Below are 26,140 nucleotides of genomic sequence, written 5' to 3' on the forward strand. Positions count from 1 at the left end.
GGGAAATATTAAGTTATAACTATTCAACCACTACGCCCATGGCGCAGAATTTATCGATTCTTTGATCGATTCTTTTCTCAGGCTTGAGTTTATCAAGATCTTTCAAAGCATCCAAAATTGCGGCTTTAATCGTTTTGGACATTTTTTTCATATCTCTATGCGCACCACCAAGTGGTTCCTCGATGATTCCATCAATCAAACCATTCGCCTTCATATCGATAGCTGTTAACTTGAGTGCTTCTGCTGCCTGTTCCTTGTAATCCCAGCTTCTCCAAAGTATTGAAGAGCAAGATTCAGGTGAAATCACAGAATACCAAGTATTCTCCAACATCATCACACGATCACCGATTGCGATTCCTAATGCACCACCAGAAGCACCTTCACCAATGATGATACAAATCACGGGCACCTTCAGCATAAACATCTCTTTGAGATTCCTAGCTATAGCTTCTCCTTGACCTCTTTCCTCAGCTTCAAGTCCTGGAAAGGCGCCAGGAGTATCAATTAAAGTAATGATCGGCTTTCCGAATTTTTCAGCCATCTTCATCAAGCGAAGCGCTTTACGGTAACCCTCTGGATTTGCCATTCCAAAATTTCGCTCTTGTCGTTGCTTGGTATTTCTACCTTTTTGCTGACCAATAAACATCACTGACCTTCCGTCAATATCTCCAAGACCTCCAATCATGGCCTTATCATCTTTTACTGAACGGTCTCCATGCAGCTCAATGAAATCGTTGGTCATTTCGTAGATGTAGTCCAGCGCATAAGGGCGATCAGCATGTCTAGATAGCTGAACTCTCTGCCATCTAGTCAAATTTTGGAATGTCTCTCTTTTCAAAGCTTGTATCTTTTCTTCCAAGGACTGAATATCTGAGGTTAAATCAATATTTTTCCCCTTAGCCAAGTCTTTCATTTCTTGTAACTTAAGCTCCAAATCAGCAATTGGTTTTTCGAATTCTAATACCATAATAAGCGTTTTTGACTTAGACAAAGATAAAAATATATTCTCTAATAGAAACTTTTTTATCATGATGGGATTTAAAAAAACAGACATGAAACGGTATAATCAAATAATAAAAGTCAAATAAAACCGAAATGAATTCAATCAAATTCAAATTATTAAAATTATCTATTTGAAAATTAGAAGGATATCACAAGTGATGCGTTTTTTTTTATTTGAATATTTGCAATGCACCTTCAAAACATTACCTTTGCATCACTTCAAACGAGAAGGAAGAAAAGAGTGGCAATTCAGCTGGTTAGAGTGCCCAGATTTATCGGGAAGATCGCTGGTAGAATTTGCACTTAAAACAAAACATTACGGAGTGGTAGTTCAGCTGGTTAGAATGTCCCGATTTGTCGGGAAGGTCGCTAGCAGATTTCACACCAAAATTAAAACATTACGGAGTGGTAGTTCAGCTGGTTAGAATGTCCCGATTTGTCGGGAAGGTCGCTAGCAGATTTCACACCAAAATTAAAACATTACGGAGTGGTAGTTCAGCTGGTTAGAATGCCTGCCTGTCACGCAGGAGGTCGCGGGTTCGAGTCCCGTCCATTCCGCATAAAATTTTACTTGTTTAGTGTTACAAGTATTATTTTAAAAGTCACAAAAACACAAGAAAATAGTGTAATTCAACAGGTTAGAAAGCCCTGATTTATCGGGAAGATCGCTGGTCGAATTTGCACTTAAAACAAAACATTACGGAGTGGTAGTTCAGCTGGTTAGAATGCCTGCCTGTCACGCAGGAGGTCGCGGGTTCGAGTCCCGTCCATTCCGCAAAGTCCCATAGAAATTTGGGACTTTTTTTATGTCAATTTTCTAAAAATAAACGTCAATCATTAAGCTTTGGGTTGAGTGATATTTAATCTTCTTCAAAAAATAGAAAAATCATTACTCAAATTTACAACTCACTCACAACATGCTGGTAAGAATGCTTGTCCCGAACCATCGGGAAAGTCGCGGGCCTGTCTGAAGTCAGGTAGATTGGAGTCCCGTCCATTCCGCAAAGTCCCAAAGAAATTTGGGACTTTTTTTATACCCTTTTTTTAAAAATGAGAATAAAAAAATAGCCATCTGTTCTTCAGATGGCTATTTTTTTTCATTATAATCGGATATTCTTTGATTGAAATTTTCCAAGCTTATAAGTTTGAAAGCTTTTTCTGCCAATTCCAAGAATCTCTTAAACTATCTTCGAGGTTATATTTTGCAGACCAACCTAAGAGTTTGTTGACTTTATCAGTATTAGCCCATACTTTTTCTATATCTCCTGGTCTCCTCGCACCTATATCATAATTCAATTTCTGATTTGACACTTTTTCAAATGCTTGAACGACTTCCAAAACGGTATTACCATTGCCAGTACCTACATTAAAGATGTCAAAAAAGTTGTCTTTTTGCTTATCTAAATACTCCAAAGCTTTGACGTGCGCGTCAGCCAAATCTAATACATGAATATAATCTCGCACACAGGTTCCATCTTTTGTATTGTAGTCATTTCCAAAAACAGTGATCTTTTCTCTAATACCCGCTGCTGTTTGTGTTACAAATGGGATTAGGTTCGCAGGAACCCCAAGTGGCAACTCTCCAATCTCAGCACTTGGGTGTGCACCAATGGGGTTAAAATATCTAAGTGCAATAGCTTTTGCGCCTGATTTACTTTTGATATGATCATGTAGTATGTCTTCACATATCTTCTTTGTGTTTCCATATGGACTTTCTGCGTCTTTTCTAGGAGTAGATTCTAAAACTGGAAGTTGATCAGGCTGGCCATAAACTGTACATGAAGATGAAAAAACAATATTTTTAACATCATGCTCTTTCATGACTTCTAGAAGTACCAAAAGGGAATTGATATTATTGGAATAGTATTTCAATGGAATATGAGTACTCTCGCCTACTGCTTTACTTGCCGCAAAATGAATAACTCCAGAAATTTGGTTTTCTTTAAAAATGCTGTTGACTAAAGCTCTATCATTACAATCACCTTCATAAGATTTTACTTTTTTGGAAAGTATTTTCTCAAGTCCTTGCAACACACCTTTCTCGGAATTAGAAAAATCATCCAAGATTATTGGATGATAACCAGATTCTACCAAAGCAACAGCAGTGTGAGAGCCTATGTAGCCAGCTCCACCCGTTATTAAAATATTCTTCATTTTTTTAATAGGTTTAATGAAATACAAGTATACGCAGTTTAGGTTAAGGAATAAAAACAAATCTATTTAACCAAAACGAATCCTCCTTTGATTTGATCACTTTTTGGTTCACCATTTAGGACATAGCTATAGCTAAACACATAAGTGTAAGAACCAATAGGAGCTAATTCATTATTTACTTTTCCATCCCAGCCTGTATTTCCAAAATAAACCAATTCACCCCAACGGTTATAGATAACAAGTTCAAAAGTTAATGTACAATTAGATACTGCTTGGTAAGTCCCGTCTTTAGGATTAAAACCAGTAGGCATTCGAGCTATAGGATCCGCTTCGAGCATTTCGCCTGACCCAAAACTCACACACCCCCTACTATCTTCCACCGTTACGTTGTGGGTTCCCCTCGGAACTCCTTGAAGCAAAAACTCATTCGAATTATCAAGTTCCCAAGTGTATGAAAAAGGTGCATTTCCACCTTGAGGTTCGGCAATAAGTTCTCCATTTGCTTCTCCTGGACAAGCAAATTTCTCGATTCTCACATCAACCTCTAAGGGCAAAGGAGACGTAATTGTAAAAGAAACTGGCAAGATACATCCATTGGCATCTGTTATTTCAAGTTCATAAAGTCTCCCCTCCAGATCAAATAGATTGATTTGACTTCCATTGATTTGATTTGTAGGTAAATTGATGGTGTAAGGTGCAGTTCCACCTATGACATTAATGACGGCTTCTCCATCGGCACGTCCAAAACAAGTAGTGGCTACCGTAGATACCTCTTCAACTTCTAAAAGAGGTGGCTCAATGATGTTAATATTATCTAATATAATTTCGCATCCAAAACTATCAATTACCGTAACTGAATATACTCCTGCCGGAATATTTTCAGCTACAGAGGAATTAATACCTTCATCATGAGACCAATTAAAAGTATAGGGAGCCGAACCACCAGCTACGTTTATCTCAATCCTGCCAGTTTCTTCTCCAAAACATAAGATTCCTGTCGTATCATCAACCTCAGCGGTAAAAACTGTATTAACATCAACATCAAGCTGTGGAGACACTCCTTCACAATCATCATTGATCAAACTATACTCTCGATACCAAACTTGTCCGCTTGTTCCAGGAACAGACCAATTCACCTGAACAGTACTGTTCTCATTAGACCCTACGATGTCGCCACCAACAACAAACCATTCATATCCTCGGCCAGTAATAAACTCTGCAGCCGCATACTCATATAAAGTAGCCCCATCATAACAAATCATTTCATCTCCAAGAGCAACTTTTGGTTCTATTTGATTATTGATTTTCACTATAAGCTCTACCTCTTCTCCAGGACAACCTTGCACACTAAATGGTCGTGCGATTACTTTAGCTGAAGGGTTTGCAGGACCCCATCTTATGATGACTCCGTCTTCATTTTCAGTAATAATTTCTCCACCTTCCACATCCCATTCTATCCTTGAAATATCCTTATCTATCTCAAGTTGATATTGGATTTCATCAATATCAGGACAAACACTATTTGACCCTACTATTTCTCCAAGATATTCTTCCACCAAAACCTCAAATCGGACTTCTTCTTGTTGATCACAACTATCCTGACTAATCGATGCTGTTACGATTACTTCGTATGTTCCTGGTTGCAGGTATGTATGATTGACCAACTTACCCTCCTTAATTTCTGACCCATCTCCAAAATTCCAAGTGAAAAATTGAAAGATCTCATTTTCAGGATTGATCTCCCATTCAGCAGATTGATTAAGACATGCAACTGACTCACCTTCAACCTCAAAATCATAATCAGAAATTACTTCGAAATTAAGATTTTCTAAGCTTGCTCCTACAGCAAAACCGTAGGATTCAATTTGCCCAAAACCATATACGTATCCAATTAAACCATCACTATTTTCCAGTTGATGCACTCCAGAAGAAATTTGAATTCGAGCATAAGAAAATTCAGGCTTATTAGGGAAAGGAACGAATTGATTGCCTACATTTTGCCCATCCAAACGAGTATTTTGAGCCGAAGCCGTAGCTGTAATGATATTAACAAAATGTGCATTGATTGATGGCAACTGTAAAGCATTGAAAGTAATCTGACTTAAAAGCTGTTGATTAGGACTATAGGTTATCATAAAAGGATCTCCAATATTATTACCTTGACCTGGAAGGTTGCAAGCCATACTTTTGGCAAATCCAGTTACAGAAATAGGTTTGTCACTCGAGATCGAAACCACATCAGTACTTAAAAAATCTCTTGATAAAAAATCACCTGCACCAAGCGTTCCCGCACTCACACCATTGATAAAAATTTCACTATCAGGTTCAGAAGCAAGAACTTTCACCAGCTCACCTGAATTTCTTCCCGCTAAAGAAACATGCAAAAAGTCATTCCCCCAAGTATTTACTGGATAGGCTTGTTGAAATAAATGATCATTCGCTTGACCACAATCACCTACAGCAGTCCATTTATTACCTCCAAAAACAGCAATATTTTTACAATCATTTGCATTGGCACCAATTACCCTTACTCTTGACCCAGTTAAGTCTCCTCTCGCTTTTAATTGATAGGATTGACCTAAATTTAGATTTATTGTGAAGGGAATACCTGCACTTTGACCTGATGCTGTGTTTACTTTTGGCGTAATTTCTATTTCTGTATTATCTTCTACAGCTACTACTAAAAGTGTACTTTCATTATTGGAATTAAGTGCTTGAACATTTTGTCCAATTGTCACTTCTTGAAAATGTGAAGTAATATAATAATCCTTTCCCAGCGTACCAGTTGGCAAAACCACCGTTCCATCAGCACTTCTAAATCTTTCATTGAATGCGTAAACTGAAATTTTGCCACTAGATAGAATGTAAATACCTTTCTCTTCGACCTCACCTGAGGTTCGATGTAATATGTCTAAGCTAGTGATTCTATGTACAAATTGCTGCCCTGCTTGAATATTAAAAGTTACAGTATTTCCTGCATACTCAATAACACCTTCAGAAGCTTCACTTGCTGTAATTACTATAATACCAATGTCTGGGGCCTGTTCTGAACCATTATTCTCCATAAATCCTACCCAAAACTCCTTACCAACGGTGGTCACTTGAGCAGATGCTTCATTAAAACTTATAAGAAATAGAAATAGTGAGATTATTAAAATTAATCCTTTAGAGTAAAGGTTTTTCATCGAATAGTAATTATTTATAAATCAGCCATCAATATAAAGCAATTCTGAAAAATTTTATTGGATCTAAAATAATATTTATAAAAAAATATAATTTAATGTTTAACGGTAGATAGCATTCTAGCTTTAGAAATATTTTATTAAATTTGATTTAGTAATCTTTTAAAAAATGCTGTCGTGCCATACAAAGAACGTGAAATAGAGAAAAAATACTTTTCAATAGGTGAAGTTGCTACAATGTTCAAGGTCGCTCCCTCGCTCATCCGCTATTGGGAAGGTGAGTTTGACATCATTAACCCTAAAAAAGATAAAAAAGGAAATCGAAGATTCACGAAGGAAGACATTGAGAAAATTCGGTATATCTATCAATTGGTAAAAGTGAAAGGATTCACACTACAAGGTGCTCAAGAAGTCATTAAAAAAGAACAAAATCACGTTTTTGATAAAGCTGCAACGATAGATAAGCTCCATCAAATCAGGAAATTTTTAGCAGAAATAAGGGAAAATATTCATGTCAAATCCGAATGATACCATACATCATGAATTAGCTCTGAGCTTGGTTCCTAAGATTGGACCTGCCATTTTTAGAGGTATTCTCACCTATGCAGGTGATGCGAAAAACTTCCTTAAACTTTCCAAAGGAAAAGCTGAAAAAATCCCCAGAATCAGCAAGCAAATCATTTCAATCAGAAATGATTTTGAATCAAAACTCAAAATCGCTGATCAGATTATCAATGATTGTCAAAAGAAAGGTATCCGAGTCGTGACTTTTTCATGTGACTCGTTTCCTGAAAGGTTGAAAAATATAGAAGATTTCCCTCTTGCACTTTTTGTAAAGGGAAATGCTGATCTCAATCCATCCCGAGCAATTGGAATCGTAGGTACTAGAAACTGCACGGAATATGGAAGAAGTGTCACTAGAAAAGTGATCGAAGACCTTATACCCTACAAACCCACTATCATCAGTGGCCTAGCATACGGAATTGATATAGAAGCCCATCGAGCAGCTCTCCAATTTGATCTACCAACCATCGGAGTTTTGGGTTCTTCAGTGGATTCGGTTTATCCTTCGGTTCATAAGAATACTGCCAAGGAAATGCTTGAATTGGGTGGTTTGATTAGTGAATACCTTCCTGGATCTCCAATGCATCCAAGTAATTTTCCTCAAAGAAATCGAATTATAGCGGGACTTTCAGATGCCTTAATCGTGGTAGAAGCTGCCATCAAAGGTGGTGCTTTGATTACAGCAGAAATTGCTTTTGGATATAATAAGGAAGTTTTTGCAATCCCAGGCAACTTGCAATCTCCCTTAAGTGAGGGTTGTAATAATCTAATTAGCAAAATGAAGGCTTCTATCTATACAGGAGTAAAAAATATCGAAGAGGCACTCTCTTGGTCAAAAGAAAATCCTCAAGAAAGCCGATTCAATAAAGAGAAAAGTTGGACGAGCCTACCCAGCGAAGAACAAGAAATTCTAAAATTAATCAAAGATAAAGGTGAAATTGAAATTGATCAATTGGCAATGCTTACCAATCTTTCGAATACATTGTTATCCTCCAAGCTCTTAAATCTAGAATTTGAAGGTTTAATTAAGTCCAAGCCAGGAAAACGATATGCTTTGGTATTCTAATCTTTTTCAAATAAAAACAGCTCTTGATCTATTAATCAAGAGCTGTTTTTTTATGTAGATATATTTGTAAGAATTACCTTCTACCCATATTAGGCATGATATTGCCTAGGGCTTTTTGTGCTCCTCCCATTTTATTCATTTGCTTCATTAACTTTCTCATGTCGCCAAATTGCTTCATCAAATTATTAACTTCAGTGATCGTTCTTCCACTACCCGTAGCGATCCTTTTTCTTCTACTTCCATCAATGACATCTGGATTCTCACGCTCCAGTGGCGTCATACTTCTAATGATTGCTTCAATAGGTCTAAAAGAATCATCGTCAATATCCAAACCTTTCATGGCTTTGCCCATTCCTGGAATCATGCCCATCAGGTCTTTGATATTCCCCATCTTTTTGATTTGCTCCAATTGAGAAAGGAAATCGTCAAAATTGAATTGGTTTTTTCTGATTTTAGCATTTATTCTCTTGGCTTCATCTTCATCGAAAGTCTGCTGTGCTCTTTCTACTAAAGAGATCACATCACCCATTCCTAGGATTCTTTGTGCCATTCTATCCGGATGGAAGACATCCAGATTTTCCATTTTCTCACCAGTGGAGATAAACTTGATTGGCTTGTTGACTACGTGTCTAATTGAAATGGCTGCACCACCTCTTGTATCACCATCCAACTTCGTCAATACCACCCCGTCGAAATTCAATCGCTCATCAAAAGTCTTCGCTGTATTTACAGCGTCTTGACCAGTCATGGCATCCACAACAAATAGTGTCTCTGATGGATTCAAAGCTTTTTTCAAAGCTTCAATCTCTTTCATCATTTGATCATCTACCGCAAGACGACCAGCGGTATCGACAATTACTGTCTTTTTACCTATTTTCTTAGCATAAGCGATTGCATTGCTCGCGATTTCTAAGGCATTCTTATTTTCGGGTTCAGCGTAAACTTCTACACCAATCTGCTCACCCAAGACTTTCAACTGATCAATTGCAGCTGGCCTGTAGATATCACAGGCTACCAAAAGTACTTGTCTACCTTGCTTTTTGAGATAACTAGCGAATTTTCCAGAAAAAGTTGTCTTACCAGAACCTTGAAGACCAGAGATCAACACCACAGCAGGATCACCTTTGATATTGACGTCCACCTTGGTTTCACCCATCAATTTGGTCAATTCTTCTTGCGTGATTTTGATCAACAATTGACCGGGAGATACTGCAATAAGCACGTCTCTTCCGAGTGCTTGCTCCCTGATGGTATCAGTTACTTCCTTGGCTACTTTATAGTTAACATCAGCATCTATCAAGGCTCTTCTAATTTCCTTTACCGTAGTTGCTACGTTGATTTCAGTGATTTTACCAGTCCCTTTGAGGGTCTTAAAAGCTTTATCTAATTTTAAACTCAGATTATCAAACATGCCTTTTTTATTCTATTTGATGCAAAAATAGAAATTTATTTGGGAAAAGAGATTGCTTATCGCAAAGGTTTTGACTTCTCTTGATATTACTTTCCTTAAAGTTAATTGTGCCTATTTCCCTTCACATTCTTTTTATTTTTTTAATTTGCGCACATTCTTAATACTGAAATCCAAAACCAAATGCATATCAATCTAAAAAAAGACGTTTTACCACATGCTATCAGTGTGGCTGTTTTTTACTTGATCGTCCTATTCTACTTCTCTCCTGCCGTATTTGATGGTAAAATTATATTTCAAAATGACATCCTTCAGTGGGAAGGAGGCGCAAAAGAAATAATCGACCACAGGGCTGAAACTGGTGAGGAAGCACTTTGGACAAATAGTATGTTTGGAGGAATGCCTGCATATTTGGTAAGCTTCGAAATCGCAGGAGACATTACAAATTATATTACAAAAGTTCTCACCCTCGGTTTACCGCACCCAATCAATTCAATTTTCTTTGGGATGGTGGCCATGTATATTCTTTTATTAAGCTTTAAAGTCCGCCCAGAATTTTCAGTCATCGGAGCTATTGCATTTGCATTCAATACCTTTCACATTATATCAGTTGACGCTGGTCACAATGCCAAAATTTGGGCTATTTGCTTGATTCCTTTAGTTCTTGCAGGGATTCATTTGGCATTCAATCAGAAAAAGCTGCTTGGATTGGCCCTTTTTACTTTAGGATTGATGCTGCAACTCAAATTCAATCACCTCCAAATCACCTATTACACAGTCATCATTGTCTTCATTTATTTGATCGCTGTGATTTATGAAAATTTTAAATCGAGACAGCTTCCTGAGTTTGGTAAAGTCGCATTGATTCTAGTTCTCGGGACGCTTATCGCTGTAGGAGGAAATATCAGTAGATTTATTAGTGTCTATGAATATGGGAAATACTCAACAAGAGGAGCGCCAAATCTAGAAACAGGAACAAGTTCTCAAGCAGGATTGGATAAAGATTATGCATTTAATTGGTCTCAAGGCAAAGCGGAAACACTCACCTTGCTAGTTCCATTTTTCTATGGTGGTGGGAGTGGTGAAGCGCTTCCAAAAGATTCAAACACAGAAGCAGCTCTTCGAGCAAATGGGGTTGATAATGCTCAGATAAGAGGGTTTGTTCAATCAGCACCAACTTATTGGGGAGATCAACCTGGCACGGGAGGACCGATTTATGGAGGTGCGATTATGCTTTTCTTATTTGTACTCGGCTTACTTTATGCCCAAAAATCTTACAGATATGCATTCCTTTCCATCACAATTCTATCTCTACTTTTAGCTTGGGGAAAAAATCTAGAATGGTTTAATTATGCCGTTTTTGATTATTTACCAGGATACAATAAATTCAGAGCTGTTTCCATGGCTTTGAGTATTGCTCTATTTTCTATTCCTGTATTAGGAGCCTTAGGTTTAGAAGGGTTATTTACTGAAAAATTTGATAAAAAGACTCTGAAAAATCTTGCAATAGCTTTGGGAAGTACCGCTGGTATTGCTTTGCTTTTGGCGGTATTTGCAGGAACGTTAGGTTTTCGCGGAGCAGTTGATGTGAATTTACCAGATTGGTTGGTATCAGCAGTTCAAGAAGATCGGAAAGCTTTGCTAAGATCCAGTGCTTTCAAGAGCTTTATTTTTATCTCACTTTCAGCAGCATTGATCTTTTTAGCTTTGAAAAATAAAATTTCTGTTCAACTGGCAGGTTTGGGGATTGTAATTCTATTGACAATTGATCTATGGATGATCAACAAGCGTTACCTGAACGATGATTCTTTCCAAATTAATCCTTCTCAACAATTCTTTGCTACCACTCCAGCAGACAAAATGATCCTTCAAGATCCTGGGTATTTTAGAGTTTTGAATTTGGCTAATCCATTCAATGATGCAAGAACATCCTATTTCTTCAACAGTGTTGGAGGATATCATGGAGCCAAAATGCGGAGATATCAGGAATTGATAGAAAATGTCATCAGCCCAGAAATGAATCAGTTCATTCAAAAAGCACAGGAAGGTAATTTTGATTTCGAAAGCCTCAGTGCACTGAATATGCTCAATACGAAATACATCATGGCAGGTCAGGCTGAAAATGCTGTTTTTGAAAATCCATTGGCGAATGGGCCTGCATGGTTTCCTTCAAGAATTATCGAAACCAATAGCAATGACGAAGAGATCAAACTCGTTGCAGAAATCAATACACAGCAAGAAGCGACGGTTAACGTTCAAGAATTTCAAAATGTAAAAGCAGGTTCTGGTACGATCAGACTTGAGAAACAAAGTCCAAATCAGTTGTTATACGAAGTTAATGCTGAAGCGGCGGGACTTGTGGTATTCTCTGAAATCTATTACCCACTTGGCTGGAAAGCAACGATTAATGGTCAAGAAGCAGAAATCATAAGAACCAATTATCTCTTGAGGGGAATAGAAGTCCCAACAGGTCAAAGTACCATCGAAATGAAATTCGAACCAGAGAGTTATTACAAGACAAAGGGCATCAATGTCATTTCCCAATACCTGTGGCTTGGCTTATTTTTAGTTAGTCTATTCTTCACCTTTAAACCTGAAAAATCATGAGTACTGAGAAAAATAAGATTCAGGGATTTTATGATGAGTTTTCTGAGAAACAGGTAAAAACTGGCGTCAACTCTAGACATCTCAATATCATAAGCAAGCTCGTTTCATCTGGTCTGAAGTCAACGCATCAAGTTCTTGAAGTCGGTTGTGGAATCGGCACAGTTAGTCAACTTATCGCAAAAGTAGTCAATAAAGGAAATTTACTAGCTGTAGATATCAGCGAAAAAAGTATCCAAAAAGCAATTGAAATCTGGCAAAAACATGCGAATCTAACATTCGAAGTTTCCGATATGAGCGACTTCAACAAATCAGGAAAGACTTTTGATTACTTCGTTTTCCCAGATGTATTGGAACATATTCCTGTCGAGCAGCATCCGAACTTATTTGCAAATATTGCTAAGCATGCCCATGAAAATTCAGTAGTATTTGTTCATATTCCTTCTCCTCGGTTTTTGGAATGGATGATTCAAAATGAACCTGAGAAACTCCAAATAATCGATCAACCCCTTGACACTTCAAAACTGATTGGAGTCTTACAGCAGTTTGGTTTTTACCTTGAGGAAATGAAAACCTATTCGGTTTTTTACGAAGAAAAGGATTATCAATATTTCGTATTTAGAAAAAACAAGGCGATAGAAAAAACAACTCCTAGAGATAAATGGGAGATTTTGAAAGAAAGAATCAACATAAAGTTAAAAACTAAACTTCTTTCTACTTAAAGATTACAATTTGATTTTCGCAAAAGAGTTCTGATTTATTTAGGGATCTTAGTGACACACTTTATCCTTGGTAAAAAACCTTCACCACATAGTCATGAAGGGTACATAAAAGGAACACATAACAATTGAACAACCTCAAATAAATATCTCGAATGATTGTATACATTTATCCAGTAAAGACTGCATTTACTGAGCGTGATATCTTGATGTTGAGATCTAAACACACCGTAATACCGCTTGCATTTACACAATCTCCCGTTGCGCTTCCATTTTTTTTCGTTTTACAATTCTTTCAAGTGATACTTTTACTTCCTTTTACTAGTCATTACATGTGCTTTTTTGGCGGATATCATAGTGTAATTCCAGTGTTTTTAGGAAAGCTTTTTTCCATTCCAACTTTTATTCAAGCGGGTGGAACTGACGCTGTCAATATGCCAAGCATCAATTATGGGAATTATAGAAAAAAATGGCTTAAAAAAGCCACCACGTATAGTTTTATGAATTGTTCCAAAATCCTTCCTGTAGCAGAAAGTCTTGTTGCTTATGATTATTCTTATGATTCAAATATTCCAAAGAAGCAGGGGTTAAAAAATCTAATCCCAAATCTAAAAACTCAAATAGAAGTCATTTACAATGGATTTGATGCTGAACTCTGGAAGGATTTAGGAAAAAAAAGAACCCCCTACTCTTTTATAACAGTCGCTAAAGGAATTTCAAAAACACAAAGAGCAAAAGTTAAAGGAATCGACTTAATTGAAAATCTAGCCAAAGAATTTCCTGAGTACCATTTTACGCTAATTGGCGATGCCGAATACATTCCTAAGAGTAAAAACATTCAAGTTATTGGTTCATTGAATCAAGATGAAATAGTAACTATCTTGAATCAACATCAATATTATCTTCAACTTTCTACTTCCGAAGGTTTTCCTAATGCTTTGGCTGAGGCCATGCTTTGTGGATGCGTGCCCATAGGGTCTGCTGTTGGAGATATTCCAAACATCATTGCAGAGACGGGCTTCATCTTGGAACATAGAGATATCAGTAAATTAAAAAATATCATTTCTTCCCTCGACCAAGACTTATTTTCTAAGCACAGCCAAATGGCAAGAAAAAGGATAATTTTAAACTTTACATACGAAAAAAGGCAAAATGCTCTGCTATCTTTATTTCATTCTTAAACATTTTTGAATTTTAGTATAATCAATCCATGAAGCCCATAGCCCGTCAAAGCATTTTAACCACCTTGTCTTCCTATTTGGGAGTGGTGATTGGGTATTTCAATGTACTTTGGCTTTTGCCCTATGCCCTCGAGCCTGAGCAAATTGGGATTTTTAGAACGATTCAGGATATGGCTTTACTTTTCGTCCCTTTTGCCCAATTAGGTGTTGGAAATGGAATAACGAGGTTTTATCCAAAAGTAAAGTCTTCCCAATTTTCGTTTTTCACACTAAGCCTACTGATGGCACTGATTGGATTTACGATTGTTGCGGGTTTATTTTTCTTCTTCAGAGAAACCTTAGTTTCAGCTTTTGCTACCAACTCACCGGAGGTGATAAATTTCTTCGGTGTTGTTCTATTCATCACCTTATTTGCTGTTCTCAATACTATTTTGGACGCATTTTGCAGGTCATTTCTAAAGGTTGCTGTTCCTGCATTTTTCAGAGAAGTGATTCTGAGGTTATTGGTTGCGATCCTAATCAGCGCCTATTTATTACGCTGGTTAAGTTTTGACATGTTCATGTGGGGATTAGCGCTGACCTACTTTATTGCACTTTTCGGGATGATTATTTATATGTTGAAAATCAAACTTTTTAAGTTGAATTTCAAATTCAGTGACTTTCCAAAAGGCTTTTTAAAAGAATTTATCAAGTACAATTTGATTACACTTTTGGGGACCACAGGAGCAATTTTAATAATGAAAATTGACAGCTTGATGGTCAGTTCCATGATTGGATTGGACGCCAATGCCATTTACACCATTGCATTTTCGATTGCTGTGGTGATAGAAATGCCTAGAAGAGCCATTTCGCAAGTGGTCATGCCGGTCGTAGCCGAACATTTTGAAAAAGGTGAACTAACAGCAATCAATAAGCTGTACAAGCAAGTTGCTGTGCACCAACTTTTGATTTGTTTGCTTCTATTTCTTGGAATCTGGTCCAGCATTGATAGTCTCTATCACTTTGTACCAAACAGTGAAATCTATGAAGTTGGAAAATGGGTCGTTCTTTGGATCGGTTTGGGAAAATTGTCCGATGTACTGTTTTCTATCAATGGAGAAATTATTGTCTTCTCTAAATATTACATATTCAATATCACAGCAACTTTGATTATGAGTGTAGCTGTGATATTTTTAAATTTGATTTTGATTCCCATCATGGGCATAGAGGGTGCGGCTCTTGCATCCTTTTTAGCCATGTTTTTATTCAATTTTGTAAAATATATTTATGTCAGAAACAGATTGAATTTTGATCCCTTCTCAATCGATATCTTTAAGATAATCTTTTTAGGCTTGCTGACTTTTACTATTCAGTTTTATATATTCCTAAATTGGGAGTTGGGAATCTCTAATATCATATTAAGATCGCTTACAGTTATTATCGTTTATGTGGGTGGGGCATTTCTCTTAAATATTGCTAAAGACAGCAGAGAAAGACTATTCAAAAAAGTAAAAAGAACCGGATCTTAGAGTGTTACAAACCCCTTAATAGACAAGATTTGAGCTGCCCAAAAATCGCAAACTTCCACTGTTATCCTGACTCTTGCGAGACGAGGTCTTGATTGCTCAAGATGAGGCCTGTTTTTGAAAAGGGCTTCACTCGGTAATTTAATTAATTGTGAAGTTTGAACATGTCGGCGACCCGGTTCAATGATCAAATATACGGAATATAGTGTGAGATGTTGAGTTTATGTTAGGATCAATTTTAAGCCAAAGTAATCTCATTAATCATGTGAATAAATTTAAAAAACACAAACACCTATATACTAGCTAATTATTGAACAAAAAAACATTCCTCAGTTTGACATTTCAATTCCAAAAATGGTCTAAAAAACAAAATTCAAAATAACCATTACTTGCCTTGGTCTCAACAGAAAACTTTGCTGACGAAGAAAGAAAGAATCTGCTGTAAATGTTCCGAAATTGCTATTGTTCAAAATATTTTGTCCTTGAAGAGAAATATCCCATCGGCTATTTTTGATTTTATATTGATACATAAAGTCTACAAAGCCAGTCAAGTCTCTACCTCCAGATAATCGATTATCATAATGTTCCCACTTTAATGTTGCTGTTTGGTTTTCAAAAATGAAAACATCCAAAGATGCATTGTGGTTGAACTGCATTATTCCTCCTGTCTTAAGCTCACCAACTTGAGAACTAATGAAATTCAAATTGGCTTTGTATGATAGGTTAACTTTTTTCCCTGAGTTGATTTGCAACTCAAAACCAGAACCCAAAAATTCATATCGTACGTTTGAAAGCACACTATTGATGATCTGCTCATTGGTTCGCTGCTGATAATTTCCAGAAAATGTCAAGTTAGTCTTGAAGAGGGAGAGGTACTTACTTATTCTTAAATTTGTCAGATGGCTTACTCCTCTGTTGTTCAAGTCCAAAGCACGGTAAAATACTTCTCCCGATGAAGTCACTTCACTGTCCATGATTACATTGTGCCTTGAGTCGACATAGCTGTAATTAAAACTTGAGAAAATGGAGTTGATCGGATCTCGAAAATTGATCCCATAATTCAATGAATTGCTTAAAACTTCCGGAACCGATGAAGCTCTTTGTTGAAAAGTTCTGAAATTTCTGATGATAAACCCATAGTGAATATCATTGATTCCATTGAAGTCATTCTTTCTGGTAAGTCGAAGCGTTGTGTTCCATTTCCCTGTCAAAAAATATTTCATGTATAATTGAGGTTCCAGAATTATTCTTGCAACTTCACTTTGCTGAGACATCAATTCATCTTCTACATTTATATTCACATGACTTATTGGAAATTTAAACTGTAAATTGAAATTTTCTTTCTTTAAATTCAATTGGGAATGAATGTAAGACTTCACTTGGCGAAAAATCAAATCATTTAAAAATGGCTTGGAAATTTCCCCTTGACTATCTCCAACTGACGTTTGCAGATTGCTTCCCATTCCTTCGATTTCGTAAATCAAGCCAATATTTCCAGTATAAGTCCAGTTTTTTGGCAGCCCCTTCGTCATACCTACAGTATGATGGGCAAATATAGACTGATAGTCAATTTGCTGATTCAATCTTTCATAAGGCAGACCATCTGTCAACTGTTGTTCGAAGCCTCCTGGACTAACCGCAAAATTCTGCTTGGCTTGCCGATATCCGATATCTGATTTGATATTTAACAATTGTCTGCCTATGGGTTTTAATGTTTGAAAACAATTGCTGATCGAAAATAAAGGTAAATTAGCATTTTGATACCAGTTCACACCATCTAATTGACTCATACCAACTTCCCTATTTTTCAAAAGATTTAGATTCAGGTTGTTTTTCAGGAACGACTTCTTTTCATTTTTGATCCAAGAAAGCTCTGCATCAAGTTCTTTGTTAAGAAATTTATTTTGATGGGATTCAACAAGCTGAATGGTGTCATTTGGTAGAAAATAGGATGTATTGATTCCTCCCTGCTGCCTATGGTTATCATGTATATATGAAATATTGGTGCGCAAATCTGTCCCTCCTTGATTTCTTTTTAGAACATTGGCAGAAATCATTTGGCTTTGATTGAACAAAAACCGGTCTTGCCTGATTGTTGGAGCCAACAGCGAAGGTATTCCAAACCAAGGTTTGAAACCTTCCTGAGCACCTATTTTCTCTTGCAAATCCTCCAATGTCAGAACATTGAGCTCTTGAGCTATATCTTTTCCAGAATTATTAGACTGCACATTGAAGAGCATTTGCAAGTCATTACTAAAAGTCATAGGACTAAATTTCCCCTCATACAATAGCGGAGAAGCTCCAAGTCCGGCAGTTCCCGTACCAACCCATACATTTTTCTTCTTAAGCTTAAGGTTCAATGAAGCTCGATCAGAAAAAACGAGACTATCCAAGACTCTAAGTGGCTGATGATTCTCCAGAATTTGTATAGATTCCACAGCATCAGCGGGAAGGTTTCTACTCGCTAAATTATATTTACCTTCCAATAAGTCCATCCCGTCGATATAAAATTTCTGAATACCCTTACCTTCATACAGAATCCTCCCATTATCAAGCACTTCAATACCAGGGAGTTTTTTGAGAATATCAGCAATAACCCTGTCATTTTGATTGGTAAACCCCTCAACAGCATAGCTTAAAGTATCATTTTTAAATGTAACGGGATTTTTGATAGATTTAAGCGTAAACTCTGGAATCTCCTGTACACCTTCTTCTAAAATCACAGCCAAATTCTGAGTCTGATTAGCAATCATCAGCTGATACTCTTGGGTAGTAAGCGAACGAAATATGACTAAGAGGCTATCTGAGTCTGATTGGACCTTTATAGAAAACCCACCTTTTTCATCCGTAATTCCATAAGAAATACTAGCCAAGCTTTTGGGGTTATTGACAAAAATATTGACCCCAAAAACAGACTTTGACTCATTTGTTATTTTTACTTTTCCTGAAATAATTGATTGGGAAAATGAGGTTTGGTTAAAAAAGGTAAAAAATAAGCCTAATATAACAGTAAGCTGAAACCTTCTTTTACAATTTCTAAATGAAATATACATACCGCAGCAAACCAAATTCTAATCGCAAATTAAAAATCACAACTAATCTATTACTTTTATTTCCAATGGATTATTTTTTCTATCATACCTTTTTTGAACATCTTTTGCTTGGTTAGCGTCAGTCAAAGTCACACCCCCAGATACCATCTTCCCTATTACGTTAGTATTGAAATCATGCTGCATTTCAAAAAATTTAGAACGAGTGGTCTTAATGGGCTTCCTTTTCGCCTTGTGAGATAATACTTCATTTTTCTTTTCTATTTTGATCATTTGAAAACTATAATGATTTTTAGAATCATTTATTTTCAATATCAAACCAGGTAAGTTCCCAAAAACATATGGGCCATCATTGATTGGGATTTCTGCTGAAAACCACGCCTCCCAAACTCTCCCCCCATGGTTTGTAATAGCTCTTTGAACTTTATGACCTTCATACTCATCAAACTCATCCAAAACCTCCCAATTATTCCCATTCAAAGAAGATTCAAAAACAAAATGGTCAGGAAATATCAAATCATGATATTCATACACTTTTTTTCCCCAATCTTTTACTATTGCATAAGACATTTTCGGTTTTTGAACTTGATTAAGGTAAGGAATAAAATTATCAACATCCATATTTTGAGCAGCGGCCTCCTTGATAAGTGAGTCCCTTTTCATTTGATAAAAATTTCTAAATTTCGAAACATTCTTTCCTACGAAAAGTACCATGATATCTTTAGACACAAAATCTAAATCAGTTGAATCTGACCTAAATTCCACTTCATAAAAAACCGCATATTCGGACGTATCCTTTTCCTGAATTTCTACTGCACTAAAATTAAACAAGAGCACAAACACAAAACTTAACATAATATAAAATTGAATTTTAATTACAAATAAAAACAGGTCAATAATGATATTGACCTGCAAATCTAAATAAAGTTATTTTAATCAGGATTACCACATAACACTTCCTCAGCTTCTGCTATTAAAACCAACATTTCTTCTAAATCATCTGCACATACAATGGTTTGAAAGCCACAGGAAAGGGTTACAGGTTTGCATTCTTCGTAAATTCTTTCTAAGGTAGCAAACCCAAAAGTTGCTCCAAAAAAAGCAAAGCATAACGACATTAAAATCTTTTTTTTCATTTTAGTTATTTGGTTAGTTATAAAATGAATTTCAAATGATAAAAAATGGCCATTCATTATCTAAAGACAAGAAAGAAAGAAAGTAGCAAGTATTTAGGTGACTTTATGACTGGTTATCGTTTTTATTTTTTTACATAAAGCTATTACCGCCCACTTTTATCCTGTGCACACGAAATAATATTTCTTATAATTAAAAATATCAATTTATTTATCAATAATTTTGCAGCACTAAAAGCACGATAAAAAATGTACCAAATCAAAAAACTCATTGTTTGTCTTGATCAAAGTGAATTGGATGAAACCTTAGTCAAATTTGCTTCTTTTGTAGCTAGAGTAAATCAAACCAAGAAGATTTACTTTACCAATGTGATCAGAAATCTCAATATCCCAAAAGAGGTTCTCGAAGAGTTTCCCAACTTGATTGATAACATTGTCGAAGAGAGAAAAACCAAGATGAAAGATTTGGTCACTCAAGCTTTCGGTAAAATTAAAGATGTAGAAGTTTCTTATGTGGTCAAGGAAGGACAACTTTCAAAAAAGATCTTGAAACTCGCTCATGAAAAATCTGCTGACATGATCATTTTGGGCAGAAAAGTTGATCTTACTGGTACAGGTGTACTTTCACAGCGATTGGCTAGAAGAGCGAGCTGTTCGCTTTTGATCGTTCCTGAGCATTCCGTTCCAAAGATTGACAAATTGTTGGTACCAAGTGATTTTTCTGATTATTCCAAAGATGCCCTTGAAGAAGCGGTCATGATAGTAGAGAAATATGGCGGAAAGGCTGAGATTTTCTGTCAAAATGTATTTTCTATTCCATCAGGCTATCATTTCACCGGAAAAACATACGAAGAATTTGCTGCTATTATGCAAATGCATGCAGAAATCAATTTCAAAAAATTCATCAGAAAAATAGATACAAAAAACATCAAAATCACACCTCTATATACAAAAGACGAGGACGATGATCCTGTAGAAGATATTCTTGCAAAAGCAGAAGAGATCAATGCAGATGGCATCATCATCGGAGCAAAAGGAAGAACAGCTGCTACAGCGCTCTTTATCGGAAGCATGGCTGAGCGATTGATTCAAATGAACCACAAAATCCCTCTCCTTGTCACAAGACCAAAAGGTAAAAATGCGGGTATTTTAGATTATATCTTAGAGATTTAAGAGAGATAGAATATTACGTCATTAATTATTAGAAACAAAAGGGACTATGGCTTCAAGCTAGTTCCTTTTTGTATTTAAGGAATCTGCCATTTCCAAGATTATTTTAAGCTTAATCTTATTTTATAATATGACTTTGCCAAGTTTAGCAACTGATTTGGGTCTTGTCACCCTAGCTTTTATCACTTATCTCTTTATTCTTAAGGTTTTTAACCTATCCAATTCAATAATCGAAAGTTTTTTTTAGACTCCAATTAAACTAATCGGTATATTGGGTGTCTAAGTAAGCAATGATGTCACTCAGCGATCTTGAGATCTTAACTTTAATTCAAGACCCCAAAACCCGGGACAAAGGATATAGACTTTTGATAAGTGCGTATCAAAAAAGAGTGTACCACATCATCCGGAAAATGGTAATCGTACATGAAGATGCCGATGACATCACCCAAAATACGTTTATCAAAGCATTTAAAAATCTCGAAAACTTTCACAGCAATTCATCCTTGTTCACTTGGTTGTATAGAATTGCCACAAATGAAAGTTTGAATTTTCTTGAAAAAAAGAAGCGGAGATTCTTCTTTCCCATTGAAGACCACGAAGAGGTAATGAAAAATTACATTGACGAATCTTATCACATAGATGGAGAAGAAATCGACAGGAGGCTGCAAAAGTCTCTGCTAAATCTACCCCAAAAACAACGATTAGTCTTCAATTTGAAGTATTTTGAAGATCTCAGCTACGATGAAATCAGTAAGATAACAGACACATCTGTTGGTGCGCTCAAAGCAAGTTATCACCATGCCGTGAAAAAAATTGAAAATGAATTGAAACAAGAATAAACCTCAGCCTATATATTCTGTCTAACGAACAAGTTATGAAAAATCTACCCAAAAAGAATATCTTCAAAGTACCAGAAAACTACTTTGAGAACCTCTCAGATCAGATTATTGAGAAAAACTCCAATAAGAGAAGTCAAATGATATACTTCAGAAGCATGGCTGCTGCAGCTGTGGTACTGATTGGCGTGGCTTTATTTGTCTTTAGACAAGATAATATTCCAACAGATAACATTCATTTAAGTATGTCTGATGACATTAATTTATATATCAATGCTGGATATTGGGGCGCAGAAGAAGTTCTTTCCCTCTCCGAAAACCCAAATTTGATATTAGAGCAAATTATTGCTGAAGAATGGGGCAATTACAATATCAATGAAATGGAATTTGAAGATGATAACTGGTATTAACTAACATGAAAATGAAATACAATAAATATATACTATTCCTTATTTTAGGTCTCTTAGGTTCAACTGCTTATGCGCAAAGAGACCAACAAGGCTTCGATAGAGAAAAATATGAATCCGCGAGAGTTGCCTTTATTACCAATAGGCTAGATTTGAAAACTGAACAAGCCGAGAAGTTTTGGCCAATCTTCAACAAGTACAATGAAGATAAAGAGAAACTGATGCGCAACATGTCTGCCATTAACAAGGAATCTGATGGCGATGTGACGGAAGCTAAGGCCAAAGAATTAATCAATAAAAGATTTACAATTCAAAAAGAAATGCTTGATCTTGATAAAGAGTTTATGAATAAAGTTACCTCTGTTTTAAGTCATACACAAGCACTCAAACTTGGTGGTGCCAACAGAGATTTTGTAAGGCGAATCTATCGCATGAACCAAAGAGGAGATCAAAGGGATCAAAATTAAAAAAAGGAGTCAAATGGCTCCTTTTTTTAATTTACAAAACACTAAAACTTTACTTCTTCAACAAATCGCGAATTTCTTCTAATAAAACCTCGGATTTTGGTGGTGCAACTGGTGCAGCTGGTGCAGCCTCTTCTTTTTTCTTTCTGAAATTAATTGCTCTAATGGCTAAGAAAATAACAAAAGCGATAATGACAAAATCAACAACATTTTGGATAAAATTACCATAACTCAAGACAACAGCAGGAATATCAACACCATCTTCGGTATATCCTGCTTTTAGAACTAGAACTAGGTCTTTGAAATCTACTCCACCAAGCAAGACTCCAAGTGGTGGCATCACAATGTCATTCACAAATGACGAAACTATTTTACCAAAGGCGCCACCGATAATTACAGCTACTGCTAAGTCGATTACATTGCCCTTGATAGCAAATTCTTTAAATTCTTTTACCATTCCCATAAATGCGTGAGTTTATTTTTTAGATGATTGTTTTTATGCAGGAAAAATACAAACAATTTTATAAACACAAAATATAATTCTTTTTTTTTAAAAGTAATTTTTCACCTATAATATGTATTTCAAACTTCCTAAGAAAGGTATGTATACCAATATAAATAAGGAGTACTATGACTTGAAATTTATTATTTTTTCTAACTTTGACCTCTAACCTATTAAACAGTAAAATGAAAATTGCCTTGATAGCACATGATGGAAAAAAGGCCGATATGGTTCATTTTCTATCTGGATTCAGAGATGAATTATTAAAAAAAGATGTTAGCTTAGTTGCAACAGGTACGACAGGTAAACATATAGAAAAAGCAGGTTTTGAAGTAGAAAAATTACTTTCTGGGCCACTTGGCGGAGATGCTCAAATCGCAGCATTAGCTGCACAAAAAGAATTGGATCTTGTTATATTTTTCAGAGATCCTTTGGACAAACATCCACACGAGCCAGATGTACAAATGCTTATGAGAATTTGTGATGTTCACAATATTCCATTGGCAACCAATCCTGCTGCTGCTGATATGATTTTTAAATATATAATTTCTCTAAGACACTAATGGAACCAAAGACTATAAAAAGAATTGGCGTTTTGACTTCTGGAGGTGATGCTCCAGGAATGAACGCAGCAATAAGAGCAACCGTCAGAGCGGGCTTCTACTATAACTTGGAAATGTATGGTATATATCGAGGTTATGAAGGCATGATCAATAATGATATCAAAAAGCTCGAAAGTAAAAATATTGCTCATATTTTAGAAAGAGGTGGTACATTCCTCAAGTCTGCAAGAAGTGCTGAATTCAGAACAGCTGAAGGAAGAAAAAAAGCTTATGAAAACCTTCAAAAACACGGGATCGATGCATTAGTAGTCATTGGAGGAGATGGCTCTTTGACTGGTGCTCATCTCTTTTTCCAAGAGTTTGGAATTCCTGCTATTGGGCTTCCGGGTACAATTGATAATGATTTATCTGGAACAGACAGTACTATTGGTTTTGACACAGCTTGCAATACTGCTATTCAAGCAATCGATAAGATAAGAGATACAGCAACTTCACATGATAGGCTCTTTTTTGTAGAGGTAATGGGAAGAGATGCCGGATTTATTGCCATCAATGCTGGAATTGGAAGTGCCGCTGCAGCAACCTTGATTCCAGAAAAGAAAATGCCAATCGAGCGCTTGGTCGAAAGACTAAAAGCTAGAACCAAAGCATTGAAGCAATCCAACATTGTGATTGTAGCGGAAGGCGGAAAAAGTGGTGGTGCAGCTGAAATTGCTTCCAAAATCAAGAAGCTTCTTCCGTATTATGATATTAAAGTAACGATCTTAGGTCATTTGCAACGCGGAGGATCGCCAAGTTCTTTTGATAGAGTACTTGCAAGTAAACTTGGAGTAGCGGCTGTGGAAGGTCTTATGCAAGGCAAATACGATGTGATGGCAGGTATTATTAATAATAAAATAGTCTTCACTCCTATTACCAAAGCTATTGTCGATGACAAAGAAGTAGATGAAGATGATTTCAGAATCGCAAAAATACTTTCAACATAAAAAAAGGAGGCTAAAAATTAGCCTCCTTTTTTTATGTTATTCAAACTAAACTTAGAATTATTTTTCTAGAATTATGGAAGCATATGCTGGCAATCTCACATTTCCAGATTCCAAAGATGCATTTCCAAAGGAAAATAAAACACCTTCAAATTCTTCGGGAATCGTAAAATTCTGTTCCGTTTCACTCAAATTATGTATCACAAATAATTCTTGATCTTCATAATTTCTATAAAATGCCATACTTGGCTTTGGTAAATCTCCCTCAAAGAGTTCCAAGTCACCTAATGCGAGAGCTCGATTCATATTCCTCAACTTGATTATTTCTCTGTAGTGATTGAAATAACTTGTGCTCATTGATTTCTGAATAGCGAGTGGAGTTACCACTTCGTCTGTTGAATATTCTGCATCTATCCAAGTCGCTCTTCCAGTATCATTTGCTTGGATATCCCAAAGAAATGGCTCTCGAATGTTTTCATCAGGTTTTTTACCCAGCATACCAATTTCTTCGCCATAATATAAATACGGTGCACCTGGCATAGACATTAAGATTGTTATTGCCTGTTTTAACTTCTTAGGATTTTCATCAAGAGAGTTTAGCAGTCTAGGCTGATCATGATTGGAAGAAAAGGTAGCATCAATAAACTCATCAGTGATATTTTGGTAGAAATCTAGTATTTCTTTCTGCTTTTTGGCTAAAAGCATTCCATCCTCTTTTCTGTAAGACTCTAGGAGTGTATAGTGAAAATCAAAATTGAATAAAGCTGGCAACCCTGGTAAGTATGGAGCCACCACTTCCTTCATGTCATACACTTCACCTACCAAATAAACATCTGATTTGATTTTTGTCATTTCTGCTCTAAATTCCTTCCAAAAGGCATGATTATCTTCTGGTCTATCATCTGGAAAAATATGCTTTGCAGCATCCAATCGAAAACCATCTACTCCCACATCTTTTAACCAAAACCTTCCTATTTCATAAATTTCTTCTCTGACTTTGGGATTATCAAAATTCAAATCCGGCATACCACCGATAAAAAAGCCATAGTAGAAATCCTCTCCATTTCCTGGATCGTGCCATTGTCTGATGTTGTCACTATCCAAAGTGATGGTTTTCTTATTGATAAAATCTGCAATGGTGTCTTTTTGAGCCCATACATAATAATCTCTGTAAGGATTATCTCTTCCTTTCTTAGACTCTTTGAACCAAGGATGCTCACTACTCGTGTGGTTGATGATCAAGTCAATGACAATTTTAATATCTTTTTCATGTGCTGACTCCAACATTTTTTTGAAGTCTTCCATCGTTCCATAATCAGGGTGGATATCCTTATAATCGGTCACGTCATATTTGTGATAACTCGGGGAAGGCATGATTGGCATAAACCAAATTGCATTTGCTCCAAGTTCTTTGACATGCTCCAATTTCTTTGCTACACCATTGATGTCTCCAATACCGTCTCCATTTGAATCATAAAATGATTGAATAAATATTTCATAAGTAATCCCAGCGTGAGGCCAATGATTTTCAACTTTAATATTAGATGAAGTATCACAAGAAGTTAGTAGTACCAAAACAGTTAAAATGGAGGCAAATAAATATTTTTTCATGGTAATAGAGTAAAAAAGAAAAAGTCACCGTAAAGT

At 36.2% G+C, this 26,140-nt stretch carries 21 protein-coding genes and 2 tRNA genes; 14 read left to right on the forward strand and 9 right to left on the reverse strand.

The features are described 5' to 3' along the window. Nucleotides 1–19 precede the first annotated feature (19 nt). On the reverse strand, nt 20–967 hold the full coding sequence (locus tag IEV57_RS03800; RefSeq protein ID WP_188439838.1) for an acetyl-CoA carboxylase carboxyltransferase subunit alpha: 948 nt from the start codon (nt 965–967) through the stop codon (nt 20–22). A gap of 519 nt (nt 968–1,486) precedes the next feature. Between IEV57_RS03800 and IEV57_RS03805 the strand changes: the two genes are divergently transcribed. Together IEV57_RS03805 and IEV57_RS03810 are read left to right on the forward strand one after the other, a co-directional pair. Continuing rightward, a tRNA-Asp gene (locus tag IEV57_RS03805) sits at nt 1,487–1,560 on the forward strand. Nucleotides 1,561–1,703: 143 nt separating this feature from the next. Then, nucleotides 1,704–1,777, forward strand: a tRNA-Asp gene (locus IEV57_RS03810). Nucleotides 1,778–2,139: 362 nt separating this feature from the next. Here the strand turns inward: IEV57_RS03810 and galE are convergent. Continuing rightward, nucleotides 2,140–3,156, reverse strand: coding sequence for a UDP-glucose 4-epimerase GalE (gene galE / locus IEV57_RS03815; protein WP_188439840.1), 1,017 nt, complete (start codon nt 3,154–3,156; stop codon nt 2,140–2,142). Between the two features lie 62 nt (nt 3,157–3,218). Further along, nucleotides 3,219–6,341, reverse strand: a complete 3,123-nt coding sequence (locus IEV57_RS03820) for a PKD domain-containing protein (protein WP_188439842.1) — start codon at nt 6,339–6,341, stop codon at nt 3,219–3,221. Between the two features lie 174 nt (nt 6,342–6,515). Here IEV57_RS03820 and IEV57_RS03825 point away from each other — a divergent pair, with 174 nt between their 5' ends. Next, nucleotides 6,516–6,866 (forward strand): MerR family transcriptional regulator, encoded by a 351-nt coding sequence (locus IEV57_RS03825; protein WP_188439844.1) that lies wholly within the window; start codon nt 6,516–6,518, stop codon nt 6,864–6,866. Further along, nucleotides 6,850–7,968, forward strand: a complete 1,119-nt coding sequence (gene dprA, locus IEV57_RS03830; RefSeq protein WP_188439846.1) for a DNA-processing protein DprA — start codon at nt 6,850–6,852, stop codon at nt 7,966–7,968. Before IEV57_RS03825 ends, dprA begins: the two co-directional genes overlap by 17 nt. Nucleotides 7,969–8,041: 73 nt before the next feature. Here the strand turns inward: dprA and ffh are convergent, their stop codons facing one another. Further along, a complete protein-coding gene (gene ffh / locus IEV57_RS03835) occupies nt 8,042–9,379 on the reverse strand; it encodes a signal recognition particle protein (RefSeq protein WP_188439848.1) in 1,338 nt (445 codons plus the stop codon). Between the two features lie 180 nt (nt 9,380–9,559). Here ffh and IEV57_RS03840 point away from each other — a divergent pair, with 180 nt between their 5' ends. From IEV57_RS03840 to IEV57_RS03855, 4 genes are all read left to right on the forward strand, one after another. Then, nucleotides 9,560–11,983, forward strand: a complete 2,424-nt coding sequence (locus IEV57_RS03840; RefSeq protein ID WP_188439850.1) for a YfhO family protein — start codon at nt 9,560–9,562, stop codon at nt 11,981–11,983. Next, a complete protein-coding gene (locus IEV57_RS03845; RefSeq protein WP_188439852.1) occupies nt 11,980–12,702 on the forward strand; it encodes a class I SAM-dependent methyltransferase in 723 nt (240 codons plus the stop codon). Before IEV57_RS03840 ends, IEV57_RS03845 begins: the two co-directional genes overlap by 4 nt. Nucleotides 12,703–12,854: 152 nt before the next feature. Continuing rightward, complete coding sequence (locus tag IEV57_RS03850) at nt 12,855–13,880, forward strand: glycosyltransferase family 4 protein (protein WP_188439854.1); 1,026 nt, start codon at nt 12,855–12,857, stop codon at nt 13,878–13,880. Nucleotides 13,881–13,909: 29 nt separating this feature from the next. Then, nucleotides 13,910–15,388: an oligosaccharide flippase family protein gene (locus IEV57_RS03855; RefSeq protein WP_188439856.1), complete on the forward strand. Its 1,479-nt coding sequence runs from the start codon at nt 13,910–13,912 to the stop codon at nt 15,386–15,388. Between the two features lie 356 nt (nt 15,389–15,744). Here the strand turns inward: IEV57_RS03855 and IEV57_RS03860 are convergent, their stop codons facing one another. The 3 genes from IEV57_RS03860 to IEV57_RS03870 form a co-directional block, all read right to left on the reverse strand. Beyond that, nucleotides 15,745–18,258 (reverse strand): porin family protein, encoded by a 2,514-nt coding sequence (locus IEV57_RS03860; RefSeq protein ID WP_188439858.1) that lies wholly within the window; start codon nt 18,256–18,258, stop codon nt 15,745–15,747. Between the two features lie 222 nt (nt 18,259–18,480). Then, a complete protein-coding gene (locus IEV57_RS03865) occupies nt 18,481–19,290 on the reverse strand; it encodes a GLPGLI family protein (RefSeq protein ID WP_188439861.1) in 810 nt (269 codons plus the stop codon). A gap of 77 nt (nt 19,291–19,367) precedes the next feature. Next, the gene (locus tag IEV57_RS03870; protein ID WP_188439863.1) at nt 19,368–19,571 is read right to left on the reverse strand and encodes a hypothetical protein; all 204 of its coding nucleotides are present in this window, start codon (nt 19,569–19,571) and stop codon (nt 19,368–19,370) included. A 246-nt stretch (nt 19,572–19,817) separates the two neighbouring features. Between IEV57_RS03870 and IEV57_RS03875 the strand changes: the two genes are divergently transcribed. The 4 genes from IEV57_RS03875 to IEV57_RS03890 all read left to right on the forward strand — a co-directional run bounded on the left by IEV57_RS03875 (nt 19,818) and on the right by IEV57_RS03890 (nt 22,448). After that, nucleotides 19,818–20,741 (forward strand): universal stress protein, encoded by a 924-nt coding sequence (locus tag IEV57_RS03875; protein WP_188439865.1) that lies wholly within the window; start codon nt 19,818–19,820, stop codon nt 20,739–20,741. A 287-nt stretch (nt 20,742–21,028) separates the two neighbouring features. Then, nucleotides 21,029–21,577 (forward strand): RNA polymerase sigma factor, encoded by a 549-nt coding sequence (locus IEV57_RS03880; RefSeq protein WP_188439867.1) that lies wholly within the window; start codon nt 21,029–21,031, stop codon nt 21,575–21,577. 35 nt (nt 21,578–21,612) lie between these two features. Beyond that, entirely contained in the window at nt 21,613–21,984 is a 372-nt protein-coding gene (locus IEV57_RS03885; RefSeq protein ID WP_188439869.1) for a hypothetical protein, read from the forward strand. 11 nt (nt 21,985–21,995) lie between these two features. After that, entirely contained in the window at nt 21,996–22,448 is a 453-nt protein-coding gene (locus IEV57_RS03890) for a Spy/CpxP family protein refolding chaperone (protein ID WP_188439871.1), read from the forward strand. A gap of 49 nt (nt 22,449–22,497) precedes the next feature. Here the strand turns inward: IEV57_RS03890 and mscL are convergent, their stop codons facing one another. Next, nucleotides 22,498–22,908 (reverse strand): large-conductance mechanosensitive channel protein MscL, encoded by a 411-nt coding sequence (mscL, locus tag IEV57_RS03895; protein ID WP_229744217.1) that lies wholly within the window; start codon nt 22,906–22,908, stop codon nt 22,498–22,500. Nucleotides 22,909–23,132: 224 nt separating this feature from the next. On the opposite strand from mscL, the gene IEV57_RS03900 reads away from it, so the two are divergent. Beyond that, entirely contained in the window at nt 23,133–23,510 is a 378-nt protein-coding gene (locus IEV57_RS03900; RefSeq protein WP_188439873.1) for a methylglyoxal synthase, read from the forward strand. Further along, nucleotides 23,510–24,496, forward strand: coding sequence for a 6-phosphofructokinase (gene pfkA, locus IEV57_RS03905; protein WP_188439875.1), 987 nt, complete (start codon nt 23,510–23,512; stop codon nt 24,494–24,496). The genes IEV57_RS03900 and pfkA overlap by 1 nt, the downstream gene beginning before the upstream one ends. A gap of 57 nt (nt 24,497–24,553) precedes the next feature. Here the strand turns inward: pfkA and IEV57_RS03910 are convergent, their stop codons facing one another. Continuing rightward, nucleotides 24,554–26,104: an alpha-amylase family glycosyl hydrolase gene (locus tag IEV57_RS03910; protein ID WP_188439878.1), complete on the reverse strand. Its 1,551-nt coding sequence runs from the start codon at nt 26,102–26,104 to the stop codon at nt 24,554–24,556. Nucleotides 26,105–26,140: the final 36 nt, after the last annotated feature.

It is taken from the genome of Belliella aquatica (assembly GCF_014637795.1).
Taxonomy (GTDB): Bacteria; Bacteroidota; Bacteroidia; order Cytophagales; family Cyclobacteriaceae; genus Belliella; species Belliella aquatica.